Annotated in this window: 17 protein-coding genes; all 17 read right to left on the bottom strand. The window is 62.2% G+C overall.

Annotation, left to right across the window (positions count from 1 at the left end):
- Positions 1–25: 25 nt before the first annotated feature.
- Positions 26–1,189 carry an MFS transporter gene (locus FG99_RS26795; protein WP_043273254.1) on the bottom strand — a complete coding sequence of 388 codons (1,164 nt, stop codon included), beginning with the start codon at positions 1,187–1,189 and terminating at the stop codon, positions 26–28.
- Between the two features lie 47 nt (positions 1,190–1,236).
- Positions 1,237–1,548 (bottom strand): ArsR/SmtB family transcription factor, encoded by a 312-nt coding sequence (locus tag FG99_RS26790; protein ID WP_043273253.1) that lies wholly within the window; start codon positions 1,546–1,548, stop codon positions 1,237–1,239.
- A gap of 470 nt (positions 1,549–2,018) precedes the next feature.
- Positions 2,019–2,792 carry a tetratricopeptide repeat protein gene (locus tag FG99_RS32310; protein ID WP_141766292.1) on the bottom strand — a complete coding sequence of 258 codons (774 nt, stop codon included), beginning with the start codon at positions 2,790–2,792 and terminating at the stop codon, positions 2,019–2,021.
- 258 nt (positions 2,793–3,050) lie between these two features.
- Complete coding sequence (locus FG99_RS32305; RefSeq protein WP_141766293.1) at positions 3,051–3,761, bottom strand: hypothetical protein; 711 nt, start codon at positions 3,759–3,761, stop codon at positions 3,051–3,053.
- Positions 3,762–3,842: 81 nt separating this feature from the next.
- Entirely contained in the window at positions 3,843–4,886 is a 1,044-nt protein-coding gene (locus FG99_RS32300) for a tetratricopeptide repeat protein (protein WP_160336946.1), read from the bottom strand.
- A gap of 67 nt (positions 4,887–4,953) precedes the next feature.
- Positions 4,954–5,466 (bottom strand): hypothetical protein, encoded by a 513-nt coding sequence (locus FG99_RS32295; protein WP_141766295.1) that lies wholly within the window; start codon positions 5,464–5,466, stop codon positions 4,954–4,956.
- 1 nt (position 5,467) lies between these two features.
- Positions 5,468–8,092, bottom strand: a complete 2,625-nt coding sequence (locus FG99_RS26785; protein WP_051879286.1) for a lysozyme family protein — start codon at positions 8,090–8,092, stop codon at positions 5,468–5,470.
- A 61-nt stretch (positions 8,093–8,153) separates the two neighbouring features.
- The gene (gene tssI, locus FG99_RS26780) at positions 8,154–10,196 is read right to left on the bottom strand and encodes a type VI secretion system Vgr family protein (RefSeq protein ID WP_043273251.1); all 2,043 of its coding nucleotides are present in this window, start codon (positions 10,194–10,196) and stop codon (positions 8,154–8,156) included.
- A 22-nt stretch (positions 10,197–10,218) separates the two neighbouring features.
- On the bottom strand, positions 10,219–11,238 hold the full coding sequence (locus tag FG99_RS26775) for a serine/threonine-protein kinase (RefSeq protein WP_232245033.1): 1,020 nt from the start codon (positions 11,236–11,238) through the stop codon (positions 10,219–10,221).
- Positions 11,235–11,963: a PP2C family protein-serine/threonine phosphatase gene (locus FG99_RS26770; RefSeq protein ID WP_043273249.1), complete on the bottom strand. Its 729-nt coding sequence runs from the start codon at positions 11,961–11,963 to the stop codon at positions 11,235–11,237. Before FG99_RS26770 ends, FG99_RS26775 begins: the two co-directional genes overlap by 4 nt.
- The gene (gene tssM, locus FG99_RS26765; protein WP_043273247.1) at positions 11,963–15,499 is read right to left on the bottom strand and encodes a type VI secretion system membrane subunit TssM; all 3,537 of its coding nucleotides are present in this window, start codon (positions 15,497–15,499) and stop codon (positions 11,963–11,965) included. Before tssM ends, FG99_RS26770 begins: the two co-directional genes overlap by 1 nt.
- Positions 15,500–15,515: 16 nt before the next feature.
- On the bottom strand, positions 15,516–16,385 hold the full coding sequence (gene icmH / locus FG99_RS26760) for a type IVB secretion system protein IcmH/DotU (RefSeq protein WP_043273246.1): 870 nt from the start codon (positions 16,383–16,385) through the stop codon (positions 15,516–15,518).
- Positions 16,386–16,389: 4 nt separating this feature from the next.
- Positions 16,390–17,721, bottom strand: a complete 1,332-nt coding sequence (gene tssK / locus FG99_RS26755) for a type VI secretion system baseplate subunit TssK (RefSeq protein WP_043273245.1) — start codon at positions 17,719–17,721, stop codon at positions 16,390–16,392.
- Between the two features lie 2 nt (positions 17,722–17,723).
- Positions 17,724–18,209 carry a type VI secretion system lipoprotein TssJ gene (gene tssJ / locus FG99_RS26750; protein WP_043273244.1) on the bottom strand — a complete coding sequence of 162 codons (486 nt, stop codon included), beginning with the start codon at positions 18,207–18,209 and terminating at the stop codon, positions 17,724–17,726.
- A gap of 5 nt (positions 18,210–18,214) precedes the next feature.
- Positions 18,215–19,414 carry a type VI secretion system-associated FHA domain protein TagH gene (gene tagH / locus FG99_RS26745; RefSeq protein WP_043273243.1) on the bottom strand — a complete coding sequence of 400 codons (1,200 nt, stop codon included), beginning with the start codon at positions 19,412–19,414 and terminating at the stop codon, positions 18,215–18,217.
- A 19-nt stretch (positions 19,415–19,433) separates the two neighbouring features.
- Positions 19,434–19,574 carry a hypothetical protein gene (locus FG99_RS26740; protein WP_043273242.1) on the bottom strand — a complete coding sequence of 47 codons (141 nt, stop codon included), beginning with the start codon at positions 19,572–19,574 and terminating at the stop codon, positions 19,434–19,436.
- A 54-nt stretch (positions 19,575–19,628) separates the two neighbouring features.
- Positions 19,629–21,143: a sigma-54 interaction domain-containing protein gene (locus tag FG99_RS26735; protein ID WP_043273240.1), complete on the bottom strand. Its 1,515-nt coding sequence runs from the start codon at positions 21,141–21,143 to the stop codon at positions 19,629–19,631.
- Positions 21,144–21,149 lie beyond the last annotated feature (6 nt).

Below are 21,149 nucleotides of genomic sequence, written 5' to 3'. Positions count from 1 at the left end.
GATGTTCGGTAGATGCACGGTGGGTTCAGTCCAGGACGGGTTGGGCCTGGTTGGGCTTACCGCTGAAGGCGATCATCACCGCGATCAGCGCCAATACTGCGAGCAGGGCGCCGGCCAGGGGCACGCGAGTCAGCCCCAGGCCGTGGTCGATGACGCTGCCGCCGACCCAGGCGCCGATGGCGTTGCCGACGTTGAAGGCGCCGATGTTCAGGGTGGCGACGAGATTCGGCGCGGCCTGGCCGACGCGCACCACGTTGACCTGCAGGGCCGGCACGGCGGCGAAGGCGGCCGCGGCCCAGACGAACAGAGTGATCTCGGCCGGCAGCAGCGCGTGGCTGGTCCAGCTCAGCGCCGCGGAAACCACGGCCATGGTGGCGAACACCCCGGCCAGGGTGGTGCCCAGGCGCCAGTCGGCGAGGCGGCCGCCGAGGATGTTGCCGAAGGTCAGGCCCAGGCCGATCAGCACCAGTGTCCAGGTCACGCCGCGCGGCGACACCTGGGTGACTTCGCCGAGCAGCGGCGCGACGTAGGTGAACAGGGCGAACACCGCGGCGGAGAACAGCACGGTGGTGGCCAGCGCCAGCCACAGTTGGCCGCTGCGCAGGGCCGCGGCTTCCTGGCGCAGGTCCACGGCCTCTTCGTCGTGCCCGGCGGGCAGGATGCGCCACAGGCCGATGAGCGCGAACACGCCGATCACCGTCACCACCCAGAAGGTCGAGCGCCAGCCGGCGACCTGGCCCAGCGCGGTGCCCAGGGGCACGCCGAGCACGTTGGCTAGGGTCAGTCCGGTGAACATCAGCGCCACGGCGGAAGCCCGGCGATTGGCCGGCACCAGGCCGGCGGCGACCACCGAACCGATGCCGAAGAAGGCGCCATGGCAGAGCGCGGTGACGATCCGCGCCAGCATCAGCATGCCGTAGCTGGCAGCCACCGCGCAGAGGAAGTTGCCGAGGATGAAGATGCCCATGAGCATCAGCAGCGCGCGCTTGCGCGGCAGTTTCGCCGTGAGCATCGCCATGATGGGCGCGCCGATGGCCACGCCGAAGGCATAGCCGCTGACCAGCCAGCCGGCGCTGGGGATGGACACCGCGAGGTCGCCGGCCACGTCCGGCAGCAGCCCCATGATGACGAATTCCGTGGTGCCGATGGCGAACGCGGACAAAGCGAGGACGAGAAGCGGAAGGGGCATGCGCCTGCTCCTGAAAAAAGTGGGACGTTCTAGGCAGATCGCTGCGACTACAGCGCTTCGCTCAAGTGGCGAACAAAAGCCGCGATGGTGTCTTCATTGCGTTTGAAGAAGTGCCACTGACCGATTTTCCGACTGGTCACCAATCCGGCGCGCTGGAGGGTGGCCAGATGTGCCGACACGGTGGATTGCGACAACCCGGTGCGCTGGTCGAACTTCCCGGCGCAGACGCCGATGGCGAAAGGCTGGTGCTCCTGCTCGTCGAAATAGCGCTCCGGCTCCTTCAGCCAGCGCAGCATGTCGCGCCGCACGGGGTGGGCCAGGGCCTTGAAGATCTCGTCGAGGTTCAGTGCTTCGCTCATCGCTGCCTTTGTGTGTATCGCTTGGGAACGAACTATATATCGGTGAAAAGCGATATGAATTCGTTTGAGCTGATGATGATGATCGATGGGGTTGATAGTAGGCGGGTGGTGGGAGAGAGGGGATGTCACTAGGCCGATTGGCGTGGGGCCGGCCAAGGGGCAGGGGAGATCGTGGGCAGAAGGGGATGATGTACTTTTACTGTGTTGGTTCGGTCTGGTTAGTAAGGGAGAGAGAATAAATCTTCTCCCGCTATGCGAAAACTGTAAATCTCTCAGAAATGAGGCGGTTGCATAAAAATCCATTTACTCATATTTTCTGAATGTTGTTCTACATGTCTTAAGAATGTTCTAAGATTATGCTTCCGTCTTGTTCTTTTGTTATTTCAGCTGCATTGGCCGAGACAAGCAAAGGTACTTGCGTGGCAAGTATGATGGTGAGGTACGCCTTCATTCGCATGAACTTCTTTTGCTTAATCTGATATTCGCTCAAAAACCCTGGCAGGAATCTTTTTTGTCAATCCGGACTTTGTCATTAACTCCTTATAGTCGGAGTAGTATGATTTGGCCTCTGGTTTTTGGTTTTCAGCCCAAAGAGAGTCTGCCATATTCAGTTTCAGTACCATCCTAGATGGGATAGCAATCTCTAGTGCTTTGTATATTTCTAATGCTTCCTGGTTTTTTCCTGACTCAGCTAAGAAGTAAGCGATATCATTTAGATCGGTAATGTTCCTTTTAGACGGAGGAAAACAAGCCAGATAGGATGCGGAGCCCATGTACATCTGGTCTTGGATTATTGACGCTTTTTCATCTAGGCTAGAAAATTTTGCTATCTTTTCTTTTAGCTGTACAGGGGATGGAGTCTCCAGTACTGGAGGTTGTTGACCACCTCCTGAGATTTGGTTTATCCATTCATCATCGGATGTCCATTGTCCAGTACAGTACGCTGCAGATCTTGACTGCATTACGCAGCCATTGCTCATGTTGATAACTTCGCAATGCGATAATTCAGTTTCTTTCGTTGATCCATCTTCAAGATAAAGTGTCCCAGTTTCTCCGCGCTGGAGAATAAGGAATTTTTTACTTGGAGAGAGTGATTCGCCAAATATAGAGAAGAACTCTTTTGTATTATCTATACTGCTATGTCCTGCGGGTTGCTCTTTCTGGTATATCTGGAACTGCTTTTGTTGGTCTTTAAATGTTATCTTTTGCCATGCTTTTGCATGATCGCTCCAGTTATCCAGCATGACTTGGGTATCCACTCCTTTGAGTAACTCCGGTGCGCCTGTCATTCCCTTGGATTCACAAGTGTAAACCGAGAGAACTAAGGTGATAGACGTAACTATAGGTTTTGACATGTTAATCATTGTTCTCAACCGTGTCACATCACTCTACTAGACAGATAAAGAAGAATTGCTTCTGATCTGAGTTGGCGGACGGTGTGCTTGGATAAGGAATTAGTTTTATATGTATTATTTTTTAGCCATGAAATACGGTGCCTTGTATTACAGGATGGCGGAGATTTTTATCCACTTCTCGATTTCTTTTCCTTTGGCTGTTATGTATTTTATTTTTAGTTTTCCATCCTTATATTCTGTGGTTCTGACTATATCTCCTTTTATCAAATACATTTTTGTCGGGGTTTCAGCAGTCGGTGAGTCCCAAAGCAGAGCTTTTTTGGATGTGATTTTTAATCTTGTTTCAGATGAAAGCTCTAACTTGCTGCTGTTGAACAGGAAATCTTTTGTGATACTTTTTATATTGGCTGACTCTAAGAATTGATTTTTTGTTTTTAGAGTGAGCTCTGAGTTGGCTAGATTTTCGCTTGATGCTGGGACCTTTATTGAATGAGTGGCATAAATTAATTTTGTATTGTTCGTATTTATAGCTATAAGATATATATTGTTTGGGTATTCAAAGTATAGGTTTGCCTGGTTATTGATTTTCTCAAGGTGAACTGTTCTCTCTTGTATGTCAGATGGTTCTATTAATGTGGTGTTTTCCGTTGCTGTTTGGGCGGGATTCGCATTTTTTATTATTAATTTTGCTAACCTGTTGTTGCTTGTTATGCAAGCTACTGAGTTTTCAAATCTTACTTCGCTATATTTTACGTAGCCAGCTTCTTTAGGGCACTCGGCATTAGTGCTGGCGTTTACCATGCTTGAAAATGCAGATAGTAACGCTCCTATGTATAGATATAGGTCCTTATATCTCATGCACATTCGACTTTTCCTTCAAAGTCTATGGAAATACTATGCTTCTGTATTTTCATTATATTAAGTTGGCCTGTGTCAGTATTACTGTGTGCGCTCCAAAATTCGTGATGGAATTTTTCCACCTTTGTCTGCAGATCTCATTAGTTTCACATAGTGAAGATAATTCTCCTTGGCTGAAGCGTGATTCCCTGCTCCCCAATAACTGTCAGCAAGGTTGAGGTATGCAACTGTTCGCTGTGGGTTATCCTGGATTACCTTTCGTAGTAGCGTAATTGCTTCAGCATAGTGGCCGGTCTGCTCAAAGAGGAACCCTAGGTTGTTGCTGAAAGTAAGATCTTGTGGAAGGTAATATTTTGAGATGATATAGCTTTCTGGTGGGCATGTTTCGGAGTCGCCGCCTGATTCAATCAGGGAGGTAATTATTTCTTTTAGTTTGCCTTTGTTTCGCAATTTGTATTCTTTTATGGCGTTTTCATAGATCGATAATGTTTGGTTGGTTAGGATCTTTTCTCCATAGGACTCATTTGAGTTCAACTGTTTTCTGATGGCTTTTAAGCGCCCGAAGGTCTCAGTTCCGTCAAATTTACTGAGAGTTTTCTCTATTGAAGGGCTTGCTATCTTGTAAATGGCTGTGGCGGACTGATCACACTGGCTGTTATTCTGTACAGAATATAACGCATTGAGCACGAAGTCCTTTGTGTCATCCTTGTAGTCATAAACTAAGTTGAAATTATTTTGAGTGTTCTCCTCCTCCTCAGTAATTAGGACGATTCTGTCGATTGGGTCTTTGGTAGCCTGAGGTATTTCGAGAGTTTCTGACTGGTTGTCTATTAAAAACAAGGAACCCTTCTGATTACTGCTTGTTCTGAGCATGAAGCCATCATGGCCGCCAAATGGACTCTTGCTTGGAATTAGGGAGAGTATAGTGGTGGAGTCAATGAGTACATGATCACTATCCGATGTGCGAATAACTAAGCGTTGTGTGCCATCGGCCTCTGGAGCATGAATTGATATTATGTATTTCTGCGTGGCACCAGAAGGATTAGATAGCTTTTCGGTTGGAGAGCTTGCAAATGTGGCCGATGATGCCATGAGTAAAGTTGGTATGGCATAAAGAAGTCTCATTTTATGTTTATGCATGCTTTAAATAGGATTGTAATTTTTCTCTACGAGGTTTGGTTTATTCACGTTCTTATTGGTCGCTCTCCATTTTGGCGCAATCTGAGTCATTATCAGATTTGTTTGCGAGACTGTATGTCAATTCATTTATGTCTGCATGATTACCGCAAACTCCCAAACCGAGAGCGGTTGGGTCGATACCTTTTGATGATATCTCTATGGTATTTCCTTTGAGGAAAATTAGAATTCGACCAAACTCTGTTTCATGTACTAATTGGCCGTTGCTTTCTGTCATCTCAAAGTTGAAGGAGCAAATATTTTGATTGGCTTGCGTACTATTTAGTTGAACGGCATACCTAGGGGGGGTGTAAGTTATTTTTAGTGTGTCATTGAATTTGTCTTCACAGTTGCTGCCATCTTGTGGTGATGTGCAGAGATAGCTTTTTTGCTTATAGCATCCAGTCCAAGATATTTTATGCATTGAAGCAGTGTCTACTTTGTTATCATGGTTATTTTTTTGATCCTCAGTGGAAAAGCATGAGCTGGTGGTTAGTAGTAAAGTTATCGCTAGGATTGCTTTGTTCATCTTAGTTTCCAGTTAAGTATCTGGCCCTTTGTCGGCCGCCTTCATATTGAGACAGTTCTGGTGTATTGCGAATGTATTCAGCAAGTGCTTCTGGGTCATTAGATGATATATGTGGGAGCTGTCTGTCCCATATGCTCCCCTGTTGATAGGTTAGGTCAACAGCAATATCTCTTATCCGGTCGTTTAGGCTCTCCCATGGTGTTGCATCTGTTTCTCCAGCTGTCCCATTTGTATATCTAGTCTTTGCAGCTGTCTCGTATCTTGGATAGGTTATGTCTTCGAAAAGTATGCGTTGAGCTTTCCTGGATATTACTCCGTATGTCTCTCTATTATTATTGACAAAATCTCTGGCCGCATGGCCCGAGAGTTGAGCTCCTTGTGAAAAATTTTGAGCAGCACTGGGTTCAACACCTGCAGCAATTAAATCTGCATAAACTGTGGTAGGTGTACGTTGCTTCATGTCATAGCCTCGCCCTAAAGTTACGCCTGAAGCACCACCAGGCCAATGGAGTCGTCGGCTGAAGTAAAGATTTCCGGGAATGTCATTGCCTTCTGCATCAAAGGTCACCTGGCCTCTCCGAACAAGCAAGTCACTTCGCTTCGCTACTTTGGAAAAGTGCGATAATAAACCTAAAGGATGGAGGTGGGATGCTATTCCTGTATCAGATTGCTCGTTGCTAACCATCGAACCGGTCCACCAGATAAGTGACTTTATTCTTTCTTTTTCCTTTGCCCAATCCTTCTCACCTTCCTTGGTCATATAGCAATTCAACGCCTCCCACTTACTTAAACCAGGGTCGGCATACCACTCACTCTCATATTGAACAATCAGCCGGCTGATCGACTGTGCGTGCCAGGGTTTGCCGAGGGCGTTCCTGATCTCCTCGGGGGTGAGTTTTTCATCGTGGTTGGTGTCGATGATGTCGTACAGCCGTTCCTTGATGGGGCCGCTGTCGCCTTGGTTGATCTGGGCCTGGTAGTTGGTCTTCTCGCCATCGTCCAGTACGCCATCGCTGCTGAGCTTGCACGCGTACTGGTCGCTCAGGGTGCTGGTTTCCTTGATGAAGTCGAAGCCTTCCCAGTCCCAGGGATGCAGGCGGGGGGTGATGAGTTCGTCTTCCTTCACCCAGCCTCCGATCGGTTGGCCATCCTTGCCGGGCATGTTTTCCAGCTTCCACCATCGTTCGGTGGTGGTGGTGCCGCCCGTGGTCGTGGTGAGGGTGATTTTCCTTTCCGCTGGCAGGGCTTCGAGTACGGCCAGGGGCAGGATCATGTCGTAGGCGGTGGGCTGGCCGGGGTCGGAGACCTGCGGCGGGTTCTCTTGGGTGGCGTCTTCCCGGGTGATGAGCTTGGTTTCGGAGGGGATCTTCAGCAGGGTCTTCTGTTCCGGCTTGAGTTGCTTCGCCCTGGCGCGGCTCTGGGTAACGAAGGACTCCATGTCGTCGCAGGTGAAGACTTCCAGATGCAGGAGATCCTGCGGGGCGCCTTGCGTCGCGGCCTGGTACTTGCCGAGGTGGCCGATCAGCGCGCCGGCCTGGATGGGGACGGGCGGCTCGACGAGGAACACGCTGTCGCGCGCTTGTGGTTCCTTGACTGCTTCCAGGTCCTTCACCCACACGTAGCCTTCGCTTGCCAGTTGCTCGGCGCTCACCGCGGGCGTGGCGCTGCCTTGGGTGATCGCGAGGAGCTTGTGGTAGCTCTTGGTGGTGGCGGTGGGGGAGACGCGTACCTGGGTTCCCGCAGGGAGAAGGCCAAGGATGGGAGAGTTCCCGTTGGCGGCCAAGCGGATGTTCGCGCCTTTCTGAGCGGGCTCGATGGGGTCCTTGGCCTTGTGGTTGACGATATAGCGGCCTTCACCCAGTGCTTTCAGCACCGAACCGTCGGCAGGGCCCTTGTGCAGGTATCCGGTGTTTTCCGCGAGCCCCGCCACGGCGGGGGTGGCGCGGATGAACTTCAACCAGTTCGGGTTGATGCCCGGCCCGGCGGCTTCCGCCTCGACCAGGGTGCCGCGGGGCAGCACACCCAGTACGGTGCCGTTCGGCGTTGCGCGGACCCGCAGGCCCTGGAGCTTGTCGGGAGCGCTCTGCTTGACGGTACGGGTGTCGCCTGCCCAGAAGGCCGGCCGTTCCAGCTCGGGCTTGTCCTGGTAGCCCTGCCAGTCCATCAGGTGCATGTACAGGCTGTAGAACGTCAGGTCCGGTTCCACGGCCGGGGGCGTCGCGGCGGGCTGGGTGCCGCCGGCAGCTGGAGTGGCCGGGGCGGGAGCCGGTGGCAATTCCAGTCGATGCCTCACCAGCACGAAGCCGGTGGAGTAGATCGTCTCGTGAGCGCTCGCGCCTTCGCCATAGGTGAGCGTCTTGTACTTCCCGTCGATGCGATAGGCGACCACTTCACCGTCGGCGATGCAGCGGACGGACGATTGGTCCAGCTGTGCGCCGGTGTTCTGGTCGAAGTGCACGCCACCGTGCCACAGGCCGTTGCTGGAGACCGGGTAGAAGCCGCTTCCGGCCTTCGCCAGCGCGTCGTAGTAGACCTGCGGATCGGTGATTTCGCTGCTTGCGCCGCCGTTACTGCCCTTGGCCTTGAAGGGGTAGGACCAGCGCTCGACTTTCTTCTGCTTTTCCATGGTGATGTTCCGTTTTCAGTTCCGTTGGGACGGCGCACCAGCGCGCGACCTTGCCTGGTGTTCAGAAGGAGAAATTGACCATTCGGGGCCTGTCGATCGTCCGCTCCAGCGGTTGATTGGCCAGCGCCTCGTCCATCGGCCCGCCGGCCTTGTCCGCATCCGCGGCGCCCGGTTGCAGGGGGGACTTGAGGGCGATGCCCGAACCGCTGCCCGGCGAGCCGCCGGCGTTGATCTTCGCCAGCGGACCGAACACGGTGACGCCGCTGGCGTCGAGCTTGATGAAGCTGCCGCCGGCCTTGAGGGTCAGTTCCTGGCCGGCCTCGATCACCAGTTTCTGCCCGGCCTTGAGGTGGATTTCCCGGCCGGCGCGGGTCAGTTGGGCGTTGCCCAGGCGGATGTGCTGGTTGTTGGCCACCGCCAGGTGGTCGTCGAGCTTGGCCTCCACCTTGCGGTCGAGGTGGATGGTTTGGTGCTCCTCGGCCTTGAACTCGCTGTAGGCGTTGGCTTCCACGGTGTCGTGGCGTTCGTGGCCGACGCGGATCTTCTGGTCGTGCTCGATGTTTTCGTCCCAGTCGCGCTGGGCATGGATGAAGATCTGTTCCTGGCCCTTGCGGTCCTCGATGCGCAGTTCGTTGTAGCCGCTGCCGCCCGGCGAGCTGTTGCTCTTGAACAGGGTACGGGTCTTGTGGGCCGGCAGTTCGTAGGGCGGCAGGTGCTCGGCGTGGTACAGGCAGCCGCTGACCAGCGGCTGGTCCGGGTCGCCTTCGAGGAAGTCCACCAGCACTTCCATGCCGACGCGCGGGATGGCCACGGCGCCCAGGGCGTTGCCGGCCCAGCCGCTGGCCACGCGCAGCCAGCAGCTGGTCTTGTCGTCGGCCTGGCCCTCGCGGTCCCAGTGGAACTGCACCTTGACCCGCCCGTACTTGTCGCAGTGGATTTCCTCGCCCGCCGGGCCGGTCACCACGGCGGTCTGGGTACCCAGCACCCGCGGCTTGGGGTGGGCCAGCGGCGGGCGGTAGTGCACGTCCCAGGGGGTGGCGAGGAAGCGGTTGCGGTAGCCCTGGTGGAAGTCGTCCTGGCTGTCGGCGGTGTCGCTGGTGATGGACTCTTCCAGCACCTGCGGCTGCCTGCCTTCGTGCCGCACTTCGGTGAGCAGCCAGAGGTCGTTCCACTCGCCGCGCGGGTGCTCGCGCAGGGGCAGGAAATGGCCGCTGCGCAGGCTCGGCTGGTCGCTGCGGCCCTCGGCCTGGCGGTAGTCGGCGCGGTGCCTTTCCAGGCTGCGCTGGCTCAGCAGCTTGCCGCGCTCGCGGTCGGTGAAGCGGCCGGGGTAGTCGTAGTCTTCCAGGTCCGGCTGGTCCTGTTTCTGCTGCGGCCGGTAGGCCGCTTCCATGCGCAGGCGCGGCTTCTGGAAGTCGTAGTCGCGGCGGGTCACGCGGCTGGTGCGGCCTTCCAGGCGCAGGACGAAGCCCTTGATCACCGGCTCGTCGGCCACTAGGCCGGTGTCGGCGATGTAGGGCGTGGGCTGGCCCAGGCGCGGGAAGGCGGTCTGGTCGTCGCCGAACACCAGCAGGTGCCCGTCGGGGCTGTGCTCGAAGTGGTAATGGAGGCCTTCCTCTTCGCACAGGCGCTGGACGAAGTGCAGGTCGCTCTCGTCGTACTGGGTGCAGTAGTCGCGCGGCGGGTAGACGGTGGGGCCGAGCTGGAAGCGGTAGGCATCGGCGAGGATGCCGTGCTCCTCCAGCACCCGGGCGATGATCTGCGGCACCGTCAGCTGCTGGAAGATGCGCTGGTTGCTGCGCAGCGCGAGGTAGGCCAGCTGCGGCGCCAGGACCACCCGGTAGCGGGTCAGGCGCTGGCCGGCGTCGCCTTGCCCAGCCTGCTGGATCAGCCCGTGGACGCCCGGCCCGGCGGGGCTGAAGGCGAGGAACGCGGGCTTGTGCAGCAGGGCTTCCAGGTCGAGGCTGGGGCGTTCGCTGACCAGTTCCAGCTCGAAGCGGTAGGGCTGGCTGATGGCTTCGCGACCGTGGAAGCGCAGGACCTGGAAGTCGTGCTCCAGGCCGTCGAGGGTCAGGCTGAAGTGGGTCTGGTTGGCCGGGTTGAACATGCTCGGGCTCCCTGTTCGAAAGTCATCCGTTGCGCCACCGGAACCAGCGGCGCAGCCCCTGGGGTGGCAGTGTGTGGAACGCATCGCGCAGCTGCGCGACGCTGATCTGGCGGTCCGCTTCATTCAGTGCGAGTGCACAGCGCAGGGCCTGCCAGGCCGGGCGCGGCAGCTGCGCGGGAGGCGCCAGCTGTTGCTCCAGTTGCATGGCCTTGGCCTGCTTGGCGTTCAGGCGCCGGTACGGGTGGGTGCCGCACAGCAGTTCGTAGAGCACGCAGGCCACCGCGTAGAGGTCGCTGGCCGGTGACAGTGGCGCGCCTTCGAGCAGTTCGAGGGCTGCATAGCGTGGCGTCCAGGCGGCGATGCGGGCGCGGCAGAGTTTCGGCAGGCCGTCGAGCAGGCCATCGCGGGCCTGGCCCAGGCCATAGTCGAACAGGCGCAGCCCGTCTTCGCCGAGCATCACGTTGCTGGGCTTGAGGTCGCCGTGCAGCACGCCGCGTTCGTGGGAATAGGCCAGGGCGTCGAGCAGCGCGCCGGCCACTTCCCGGAACTCGTCCCAGGGCAGCCCTTGCGGGCGCTCGCTGAGCAGCTGGTCGAGGGTCAGGCCACGCATCAGTTCCAGGGTGATGAAGGCGCGCTGGCAGGCGGTGTCCACTTCGAAGCTGTGCAGGCGCACCACGTGCGGGTGGCGCAGGCGCATGGTCAGGGCGTATTCGCTGTAGAGCAGGGCGCTGGCGTCGGGGTATTCGGCGAACTCTTCGCTCAGCACCTTGAGCGCCACGTAGGGATCGGGATCGCCGAACTGCTCGCGCAGCAGGTCGCGGGCGCGGTACACGGCGCCCATGCCACCGACGCCCAGCAGGCGTTCCAGGCGGTAGCGGCCGCCCAGCACTTCGGGGAGCGCCTGGGGGCTGAAGGTCGGCGTGGCCGGGGCCGGCGGCGGTTCGCTGCCGGCCAGCGGCACGGCGCGCTCCGGGTCGATGAAGGCGAAGTAGGTGAGGTTGCCGGCTTCGGCCTGGTCCGTGGCCATGCTCTGCTTGCTCATCGGCGAACCACCACGGCGGTGAGGTTGTCGCGGGCCATGCCCAGCAGCGCGTGGTCGAACAGGCGTTCCAGCGCGGCAGTGGGCGAGGCCAGGCTGAGGGCGTAGCCCAGGGCTTCCTGGCTGACGTACTGGTAGAGGCCGTCGCTGCACAGCAGGAAGGCGTCGTCGGGGTAGACCTGTAGCTCGAGAATATCGAGCGTCAGGTCGTCGCTGGCGCCAATGGCGCGGGTCAGGGCGTGGGCCGAAGGGTGCTGGCGGGCGTCCTCCGGGCTCAGGCCCTGTTCGTCGATCAGTTGCTGTTGCAGCGAGTGGTCGCGGGTCAGTTGGTACAGGCGCCCGCCGCGCCACAGGTAGCAGCGGCTGTCGCCGGCCCAGACGCAGGCGGCGCGCTGGCCGTCGAGCAGCAGGGCGGCGACGGTGCTGCCCATGATGCGCGAGGGCTGGTCGGCGGTGACCGTGAGTTCCTGGCCGAAGCGGCGGTTGAGCCAGTGCAGGCACTGGCGCAACTGCTGCAGGCGAGCCTCGAAACCGCAATCGCCCGGCAGCGCGGCGATGCTTTCGACGATCAGCCGGCTGGCGCGGTCGCCGCCATGGTGGCCGCCCATGCCGTCGGCGACCACCCAGAGGCCGCGCTCCGGGCAGTCGAGGAAGGCGTCCTCGTTGCGCGCACGGACCTTGCCGGGGTCGGTGCGCGCGGCGCTGCGCCAGGGCCTGGCAGACGGCATCAGAGCGACACCGGCAGGCGGAAGCTGCGCAGGGTGCCGAGGTCGAACGGGTTCGGCGAGCGCTGCGCCAGCACCAGGTAGTTGGCGCGCAGGCCACTCAGGTCGGCCTTGAGCATCAGCACGTCGCGCCCGCTGTGGTACTCGGTGCGCATCTGGTCGAAGAGGCGGAACAGCGACCAGGGGCCGGTGTTCTTCTCCAGGCTCACGCGGCGCCCGCCGAGTTCCTCGAGAACCAGGCTGGTGCGGCCGTCGTCGGCGTCGGTGGGCCATTTGAAGGCCACCGGCACGATGGGGCCGTGGCGGTATTCCAGCTGTTGGTCGCCGAAGCGGAAGTCGGCGCGGCTCAGGCTGGAGTCGATGGAGTAGGGCTCCAGCTTGAACTGCACCTGGGGCTCGGCCGGGTTGTCGGCGAAGAAGCTGCGGCGGATCGCCTGGGCGTAGCCCATCTGCTCGAGGAAGGCGCGCGACATCGGCAGGCTGTGGCCGTCGACGCTGCGCAGCCGGTAGTTGCCCGGATCGCCGCTGACGAAGGGCTGCAGGTAGCTTTCGAAGAAGCGGTCGGCGACGCCCTGGGCCTTGAAGAACTCGCGGAAGTCGGCGATGGCCACGTCGCTGCTGCTCTGCGGGTTGAACGGATAGCGCTTGTTGATGGCCTTGAAGTAGAAGCTGTACAGCTCGCTCTGGTAGCGCTGGTTGAGGTAGATGTAGGCGTCGCCCAGCACCAGCGTCCAGCTGTCCTCGGCGAGCAGGGCCAGCCAGCCGCTGACCGGCTGCGGCAGGCGCGTGGCGGCGTTGCGCAGGTTGGCCAGGGCGTCGAGCTGACCGCCCATGCGGTTGCGCGCCAGTTCGAAGGCGGCCTGCTGTGGTTGGCTGGCGCGGGCCAGGGCGGCCAGTTGCAGTTGCAGGTCGTTGAGCGCCTGCATCACCGGCGCCAGGTCGGCGGTGGGGCCGCCGTTGTCGTCGAGCAGGCGGTGCAGTGGCTCGAAGCGCCGCTGCATGGCTTGCCGCGCGGTATCCGGCAGGTTCTTGGCGAGGGCGTCCTGGGCCTGTTCGGCGGCGGCCGCCGCCATCTTGCCGACCTTGCCCAGCTTGCCGCCGGCATCGCTGGCCGCGCCGGCCGCCGCGGCGACGTCCCCAGCGTTGTCCGCCAGGCCCGGGATACGGGTGTTGTCGCGCACTTCCTGGAGCAGTTGCAGCAGCGGCGAGTTGGCCGCGGTGAGCCCGGCCACTTCGTCGGCGCCGCGGCCGGCGTCGACCACCGGTTGCAGGCGCACCTGGTTGACCGCTTCGCTCCAGTGGTTGGCGTAGTCGCGGAAGTACAGCTGCTGCAGTTCGACCATCAGGCGGCTGAGGTCCTGGCCGCTGAGGCTGCTGCCTTCGCCGAGCACCCAGTTGTCGCGGAGGATCTCGCGGACCATGGGCGTGCCCTGGGCGATGAAGTACTGCTGGTAGCCGTTGCGGGTGTACAGACCGGGAATCACGTAGTCGGTGCCGGAGAACAGCGCGCCCTGCGGACCCAGATGCTGGCTGAGGCGGTACTGCGGCAGGTCGCGGGCCTGTTCGCGGAGCACGCGGTAGACCACGCTGGCCAGGGATTCGGCGCGCAGCACCTGGCGTGCCTGGGCCACCAACTGGTCGTTTAGCGGGTGGACGAAGGGCAGTTCGAGCAGGCGTGCGAAGTGGCTGCCCAGGCCGTTCTGCACCACGGCGTCGCCGCTGTAGCGCAGCGACCAGTCGGCCGCCAGCCAATCCTTGAGGAAGGCCGGGTCGCGGCGTTCCGGCAGGTTGAGCATCAGGTAGGCGCGCAGGCTGCCGAGCAGGCGCTCGCGGTCGCCGAGGTTGGCGCGGATCTGCCCTTCGAGGGTGCGGGCGACGCGCGGCAGCAGCTGGCTTTGCAGTTCGCGCTGGTAGGCCGCCTGCAGTACCGGGGTGCTTTTCTCGCCCTGGTACAGGCCGCTGCGTTCGAGCAGCGAGACATCGCCCTTGGGCGGGAATACCTGGCTGGCGGCATAGGCGCTGTCCAGCGCCTTGAGCGCGGCCCGGGCGTCGTCCTGCGGGGCCAGCGCGGCGTGCTGCTCCTGCAGTTGGCGGTCGATGTCGCGCACCTGCTCCAGGCGCCCGTGGTTGCTGGAGAAGCTGTTGGCCCAGAGCAGGCCGAACAGGCCGAGGACGACCAGGGCGGTGGCGTAGACCGCACGTTGTCCCCAGTTGATGCGACGCCGCTCCTTGTGGTCGAGCCCGGCGAGGTCGGCTTCGGGGAAGATCACCCGGCTGAACAGGTGCTGGATGAAGCGCGAGCGGCCATTGCGCAAGGTCGGCAGGGCCTTGCTGGCGAGCCCGGCGTTGGCGCCGACCTGGGCGGTGCTGTTGTCCACCTTGGCGGTCAGGTGCGGCGCGCTGGTCAGGTAGAAGCCGCGCAACTGGGTGGCGCGCTGGTAGCGGTTGCCGGTGAAGGCGGTGTCGACGAACAGGCACAACAGCTCGCCGATCTGCCCGAGCTGGTGCGGGAAGTCGAGGATGCGGCCGCGGCGCTGGGTATCGCGCTCCTGGTGCATGCGCATGATGATCTGGCTGTGCAGGCGGCGCAGCAGTTCCTCGAACTCCTGGCGCAACACAGTGATATCGGTGCCGTTCTGTTCCTTGCGGAAGCTGGTGCCGAGCACCTGGTCGCTTTCCTCGCGGGACAGCTGGTCGAAGAATTCCTCGAAGCCGGCCAGTTTGTCGGCCTTGCTCAGCACCACGTACACCGGTACCTCGACGTGCAGGCGCTGGTGGATTTCCAGCAGGCGCGCGCGCACCTGGTGCGCCAGGAGGGTCAGTTCCTCCTCGTTGCCGCGCTGCAGCAGGTCCACCGGCAGGTTCACCAGCACGCCGTTGAGCGGGCGTGCGCGACGACGCTTGCGCAGCAGGTCGAGGAGAGTGTGCCAGGCGCTGCTGTCGACCTCGCTGGCCGGCTGCGTGAGGTAGCGCCCTGCGCTGTCGATCAGCACGCCGTGCTCGGCGAAGTACCAGTCGCAGTAGCGGGTGCCGCTGGTGTCGCGGGTCAGCTTGCGGTCGATACGGTTGATCGGGAACTCCAGGCCGGAGAAGTCCAGCAGGCTGGTCTTGCCGCTGCCCTGCGGGCCGAGCAGCAGGTACCAGGGCAGTTCCTGGCGCCAGCGCTCGCTGCGGCCGCGGTAGAGGCTGGAGACCTTGAGGGTGTGCAGGGCGTCCTTGAAACGGCTGCGCAGCTCGCGCTGCTCCTCGTCCATCATCTCTTCGCGGCGCAGGCGCTGCTGGCCATCTTCGCTCTCCTGTTCCTGCTTGCGCCGGCGCGTGCTGCGCCAACTGACGAAGACCATGAACAGGCCCCAGGCCAGGAAGAGCACGGCGATGCTCAGCAGCCGCGCGCTGGCGCCGGCCCAGAACTTGTGGTCGTCCACCGCCAGCAGCGGGCCGGCGAACCACACCAGCAGGGCCAGCAGGAGCACCAGCAGCAGGCTCCAGACCCAGGTCCGGCGCAGGAAGGCGCCGGTCTTCTTGAGGAAGTTCTTCATTGCACCAATCCCTGTGTTACGACGTGGGCTCGACCGTCGCCGGGTCGAGCTGCTGATAGGGTTGCAGGACGCTTTCGCGCTGTTCGCCGAGGACCCAGGCGAAGCCTGAATAGATCACTCCGAGGCAGACCAGGGTGAACAGCGCCACCAGCCACCAGGGCACGATGCGCACCAGGCCGCGGCGCTGGTCGCGCAGACCTTCCCAGTGGGGGGACAGTTCGCGCGGCACGTCGCCGCGCAGTTGGCGGATCTGCCGGTAGAGGCTGTCGCGGATCGCCTCCAGTTCGAGCAGGCCGCGTGGCAGCACCCGGTATTTGCCCTCGAAGCCCAGCGCCAGGCACAGGTACATCAGTTCGAGCATGTGCAGGTGCTTGACCGGGTTGCGGGTGACCTGTTCGAGCAGCTGGAAGAACTTCTCGCCGCCGAAGGTCTCGTTGTGGAAGTTGCTCAGCAGGCTCATCTGCGCCCACTCGCTCTCGTTGCCCCAGGCCGTGGTGACCACCGCCTCGTCGAGCACGGTGCAGAGCACGTAGCGGGCAGCCATGACCTGGCCGTTGTCGGCGCCGTCCTGCAGGGCGAGCAGCTCGAACTGGCGAACGCCATCGGACAGGTGCTGGTTGAGGCCCTGCAACTCCTCGCCGGCCGGGCTGTGCTTCAGCCGCACCACTTCCGACAGCAGTTCGGCGGCGGCGCTGACCAGCGGATTGAGGCCGATGTTGATGGCTTCCGCCGGGCGCAGGCGCGCGGCGTAGATCATCCGCTGCTCCAGGTGCTCGAAGCGTGGCGGCTCCTCGAGGTCGGTCAGCGGGCCGCGGGCCGGCTCCTCGGTGCGACGGTCGAGCAGGACGGTCTTGTCGTCCTGCGAATAGTCCATTTCCTTGATCATGCGCTCAGTTCCTGATGGCCCAGAACTTCAGCTCGAGTCCCGGGAATTCGTCGGTGACGTGGAAGGCGAAGCCGCCGGAGCGTTCCAGTTGCGCCTGTTCTTCCGGGCTGAGTTCGAGAACGAAGTAGGTCTTGTTGGCGTGGAACGGGATCTGCCGCGGAGCCACTGGCAGCGGCTTGATGCGGACACCCGGCAGGTGCAGGTTGACCAGTTGGCGGATGCGCTCCACCGGGCCGGCCTTGAGGTGCGCTGGCAGGCGCTGGCGCAGTGTCTCGGCGTCGCACTGGGCGCTGGCGGCGAGGACGAAGGAGGCGCTGCCGAGCAGTTTGTGGTCATGCAGCGGCGAGACCAGGATGCCGTACTGGCGCTGTTGCAGGACCAGCTCGATGGCGTGCTGTTCCAGCACCATCGACAGCACCTGGCGGATCGCTTCCATCAGCTTGCGGAAGCTGGCGCCCTGGTCGCTGTGCTGGTAGCGCCCATCCAGGCGCGGGCGCTTGCTGTCGCTGGCGAAGGTGGCCAGTTCGCCGAGCATCGCCAGCAGGGTGCGGTAGACCTCCTCGGGGTGCACCTGCTCCAGGTCCATGCAATGCCGCAGGACCAGTTCGGTGCGGTTGATGAGTTGCAGCATGAGGAAGTCGCCGACCTCGGCGCCGCCCACGGTGCCGGTGGAGCGGATGCGTTCGGCCAGGGTTTCGCCGCGGTGGCCGAGCATGCTGACCACTTCCTTCAGGCACGACAGCAGGTAGCCGCTGGCGTGGAAGTGCAGGTGCGTGGGAATGAACTCGGGGTCGAGGGTGATGCCGCCTTCCAGCGAGGTGTCGAGGATGTCGCAGAGTTTCAGACGCACGTAGGCCTGGTCGTTGCGCTGCTCGCCCAGCAGCAGCTGGAAGTCGGGGTGGGCGCAGGTGACCTGGCTGCTGCTGTCGTCACCGGCGTTGGAGTCGGCCACTTCCTGCTCGCGGCAGGTATAGCGCGCGAGGAAGTCCAGCTGTTCCGGGCGCCGGGCCTCGATGTGGTTGCCGGTGACCAGCGGCAGAGCCAGGTACACCGGGGTGTTGCTGGTGTTCGACGGAACGTCCACCGCAAGCGGTTGGGCGAGCTTGCCCAGGTCGAACAGGGTGCCGTCGGGCAGTACGCCGGAGGCGCGGTTGAGCACCAGCTTGCCGATGGCCAGGCCCTGGGTGTCCACTTCCTGTTCGAAGAAGCCCCAGCTGTAGCGGTTCAACAGGCGTGTGCGGGCCTTGAGCTGGTGATCGTAGTAGCGATCGTTCTGCTGGAAGTGCTGCGGGCGCAGGAGCATGCCTTCGCGCCAGATGACCTTGTGTGCCGTCATGCTCAGTCACCCTTCTTCGCCAGGCTGGCGCCCAGATCGTGGATGCCGTCCTGTTCCAGGCGCAGCTGGGCACGGGTCTGTCGTGTCGGGGCGAGTTGCACCACGTAGCGCCACTGGCTTTCCGGCAGGTCGCGGTAGGCAGCGAGCACGCCGACGTAGCGGCTGCCGTCGTTGACGCTGAGCTTCAGTTCGCGCTTGTCGCCGGGGCGCAGTTCCAGTTCCTCGCTCGCCACCAGGTCGGGGGCGAGGGATTCCTTGGCGCGCTCGTAGAGGCTGAAGAAGTCGGCGTTCTCGAAAGCCACGGGATGCTTGAGTTCGAACAGGCGCACCACGATCGGCGAGGGACGGCCGTTGAGATCGGGGTTGAGCTGCTCGCTGGCGCTGAGCTCGAGGTCGAGCTTGGTCAGCCGGGAATAGGGCGAAAGGCTCGAGCAGGCGCTGCACAGGAGCAGCAGGGCCAGCACGGCGAAGGGTTTCATGCGGGGCATGGAGATCATCCTTGGGAGTCGCTGTTGAGGGTGGCGATCAGCCGGACCTGTTCTTCGTAGGTCTGGGCGAAATCGCGGGCGAGCAGGCGTTCGCTCCACTCGTCGTCCTGGCGCAGGCTCTGGTGGTAGCGGCCATAGGCGCGCCAGCGGCCGGCGGCGCCGGCGAAGCGCGAGACCTGGCCGTCGCGTTCGAAGCGCAGCGCCAGCTGTTCCGGGGCGAAGTGTTCGAGGGCCTCGCGCACGGCGGCGCGGCTGGCGCTGAGCAACGCCACCTGGTGCGCCTGCAGGTCGCGGAAGGCGCGGGCCACGGCCTGTTCGGCGGGCAGTTGGCCGGGCTTGCCGGGGCGCAGCAGGGCGTTGAGCGCATCGTGGCTGTCGGCGCTGTGCTTGAGCGGGTTGTTGCCAGCGCCTTGCACGGTGGTCAGGGCCAGGCGCAATTCGTTCTTCAGCTCGGTGCGTGTGCGCAGGCTCTGTTGCAGGCCGCCCACGCACTGGCGCAGCAGGCGCGCGGCGTCCACTGCCAGGGCTTCGCGGGCATCCTGGTCGAGGTCGTCGAGGGTTACCCCCAGCGCGCCGGCGAAGCGCTGCCAGAAGCCGTCCGGCTGACGTTGCGGCTCGGCAGGCGGCTCGGCGGCCGGCGCCGGCTGCGGGGCGGGCACCAGTTCCGGCAGGGGCAGGCTTTCCATGTCGATGCGCGCATAGTCGGCCTGCTGGCGCGCCGTCTGCTGGTGGGCGCCGAGCAGGCCGAAATCGTCGCTCTGCACGTAGGCCCGCTCCTGTTGGTTGAGGGCGGTCAGCGGGTCGAGGTCGAGGAAGGCGTCGTCCGGGATGATGCTGCCGGCCGCGCTCGGGCGGCCGACCTGGTCGAGGAACTGCGCCGGGTCCTGGACCAGACGCGCGCGGATCTCGAAGTCGCCCAGGCAGTACACGCAGCCGTGCTCGATGCGCAGGGCCTCGCCCTTGCGCAGGCGGGCCCCGCTCTCCTTGAGCTGGATGCCGTTGCTGCTGGTGTCGGTCAGGTAGAAGGCGCCATCGCGGTAGCTGATTTCGGCGTGGTGGCCGGACAGGTGCCGGCGGCGATCGGGAATCACCCAATCGCAGTCCTCGGCACGGCCGATCACTCCGCCGGCCTGCTTGAAGGTCTTGTTGGTCAGTAGCCCGGGCACGAATTGCTGGGCGCTCACCATTTCGAAAACCAGTTCCATGGTCGTGGACTCCTTGCGGTCAGTTGCCGCGGTTGAGCGTCTGCGGGTCGCCCAGCGGGCGGTAGTCCTTGTCGTTGAACTTGTAGTTGCCGCTGCATCCGGCCAGGCCGAGCAGAACGGCCAGGGTGAGCAGCGCGGCGCGCCAGGAAAGAGGGGACATCGGACGACCTCCGGTTGATGGCAGAGCGGTGGTGGATGGGCTCGACATGGCGGCTCAGGCCTCCGTCGAATGGATGTTCAGGCGCCCCAGGCGATACAGCAGGGTGCGTCGGGGCAGGCCCAGCTCGCGGGCGGCCAGGGTGCGGTTGCCGCCGTTCTTGCGCAGGCAGTCGAGCAGCAGGGCGCGTTCCACCTGTTCCAGGCGTTCGCGCAGGTTGAGGCTGCGGTCGGGGTCCACTGGCTCTTCGCGCAGGACGAAGTGCGAGGGTTGCAGTTCGCCGCTTTCGCAAAGCAGCACGGCGCGTTCGACCATGCCCTTGAGCTCGCGCACGTTGCCGGGGAAGGCATAGGCGGACAGGCAGTCCAGCGCGGCGTCGGACCAGTGGCAGAGGTCGCGCTGGAGAAAGGCGCAGGCCTTGTCGGCGAAGTGCCGGGCCAGGCGCGGGATGTCTTCGCCGCGCTGGCGCAGCGGCGGCAATTCGATGGGGAACTGCGCCAGCCGGTAGTAGAGGTCTTCGCGGAATTCCCCGGTGGCGACCATCGCATTCAGGTCGCGGTGGGTTGCGGCGATGATCCGCACGTCGATGCGGTGGGTGCGGGTACTGCCCAGCGGCCGCACTTCGCCCTCCTGCAGCACTCGCAGCAGCTTGGCTTGCAGCGGCAGGGGCATGTCGCCGATCTCGTCGAGGAGCAGGGTGCCGCCGTCAGCGGCGTCGAACAGGCCCCGGTGGTCGCGGTCGGCGCCGGTGAACGCCCCCTTGCGGTAGCCGAACAGCTCGCTTTCCAGCAGATGCTCCGGCAGCGCCGAGCAGTTCTGCACGATGAAGGCATTGCTGCGGCGCGGACCGCAGTCGTGGATGGCGCGTGCCACCAGTTCCTTGCCGGTGCCGGTCTCGCCCTGCAGCAGGATGGTGTAGGGGCTGTGCAGCACCTTGCCGATCATCTGGTAGGTCTGGCGCATGGCCGGGCTGTCGCCGATCAGGCCGTAGCCGCTGGCGCAGGGGCTCGCCGGGGTGGATGGCGGAGTGGCTTCGCCCCGGCGCAGGCGCAGGCGTTGCAGCAGTTGCAGTTGCGAGAGGGCGAAAGTGCCCAGTTGTTCCAGCGAGGCGGCGAAGCCCCCCAGTTCATGGGCCTGGCGGCCGACGCACAGCAGCAGGCCCTGCACCGCCTGTTGGCCATTCCGCAGGGGTACGCAGAGCAGGGCGCGCCACGGTTGCCCGCCGTTCGGCAGGAAGGCGGTTTCGTGCAGGCTGGGGTTGAGCTCGGCGAGGCTCAGCACACGGTTCTGGCAGAGGCTGTATTGCAGCAGTTGCTGGTCCTTGTAGTCGGCCGGCAGGCTGGTTGCCTCCCGCGGTTGCAGGCGCCCCTCCAGGCACTCCGCATGCAGCCCCAGGCTGGTGTGGGTGGCATCCAGCAGGTACAGCTGGACCAGTTCGCAGCCGCTGAGCGCTCCGGCCGCGCGGACGAACCCGCCCAGGAGGCCCTGGGCGTCCGCTGCCCGGGCCAGCTCGTTGTAGTGGCCGAGCAGGCTTTCGGCGTAGCGCAGCGGCTGGGAGATGCGCTTGAACATGACCGG

Source organism: Pseudomonas sp. AAC (assembly GCF_000725445.1).
GTDB classification, from domain to species: domain Bacteria; phylum Pseudomonadota; class Gammaproteobacteria; order Pseudomonadales; family Pseudomonadaceae; genus Pseudomonas; species Pseudomonas citronellolis.
This window is presented reverse-complemented; position numbering and strand designations above follow the sequence as displayed.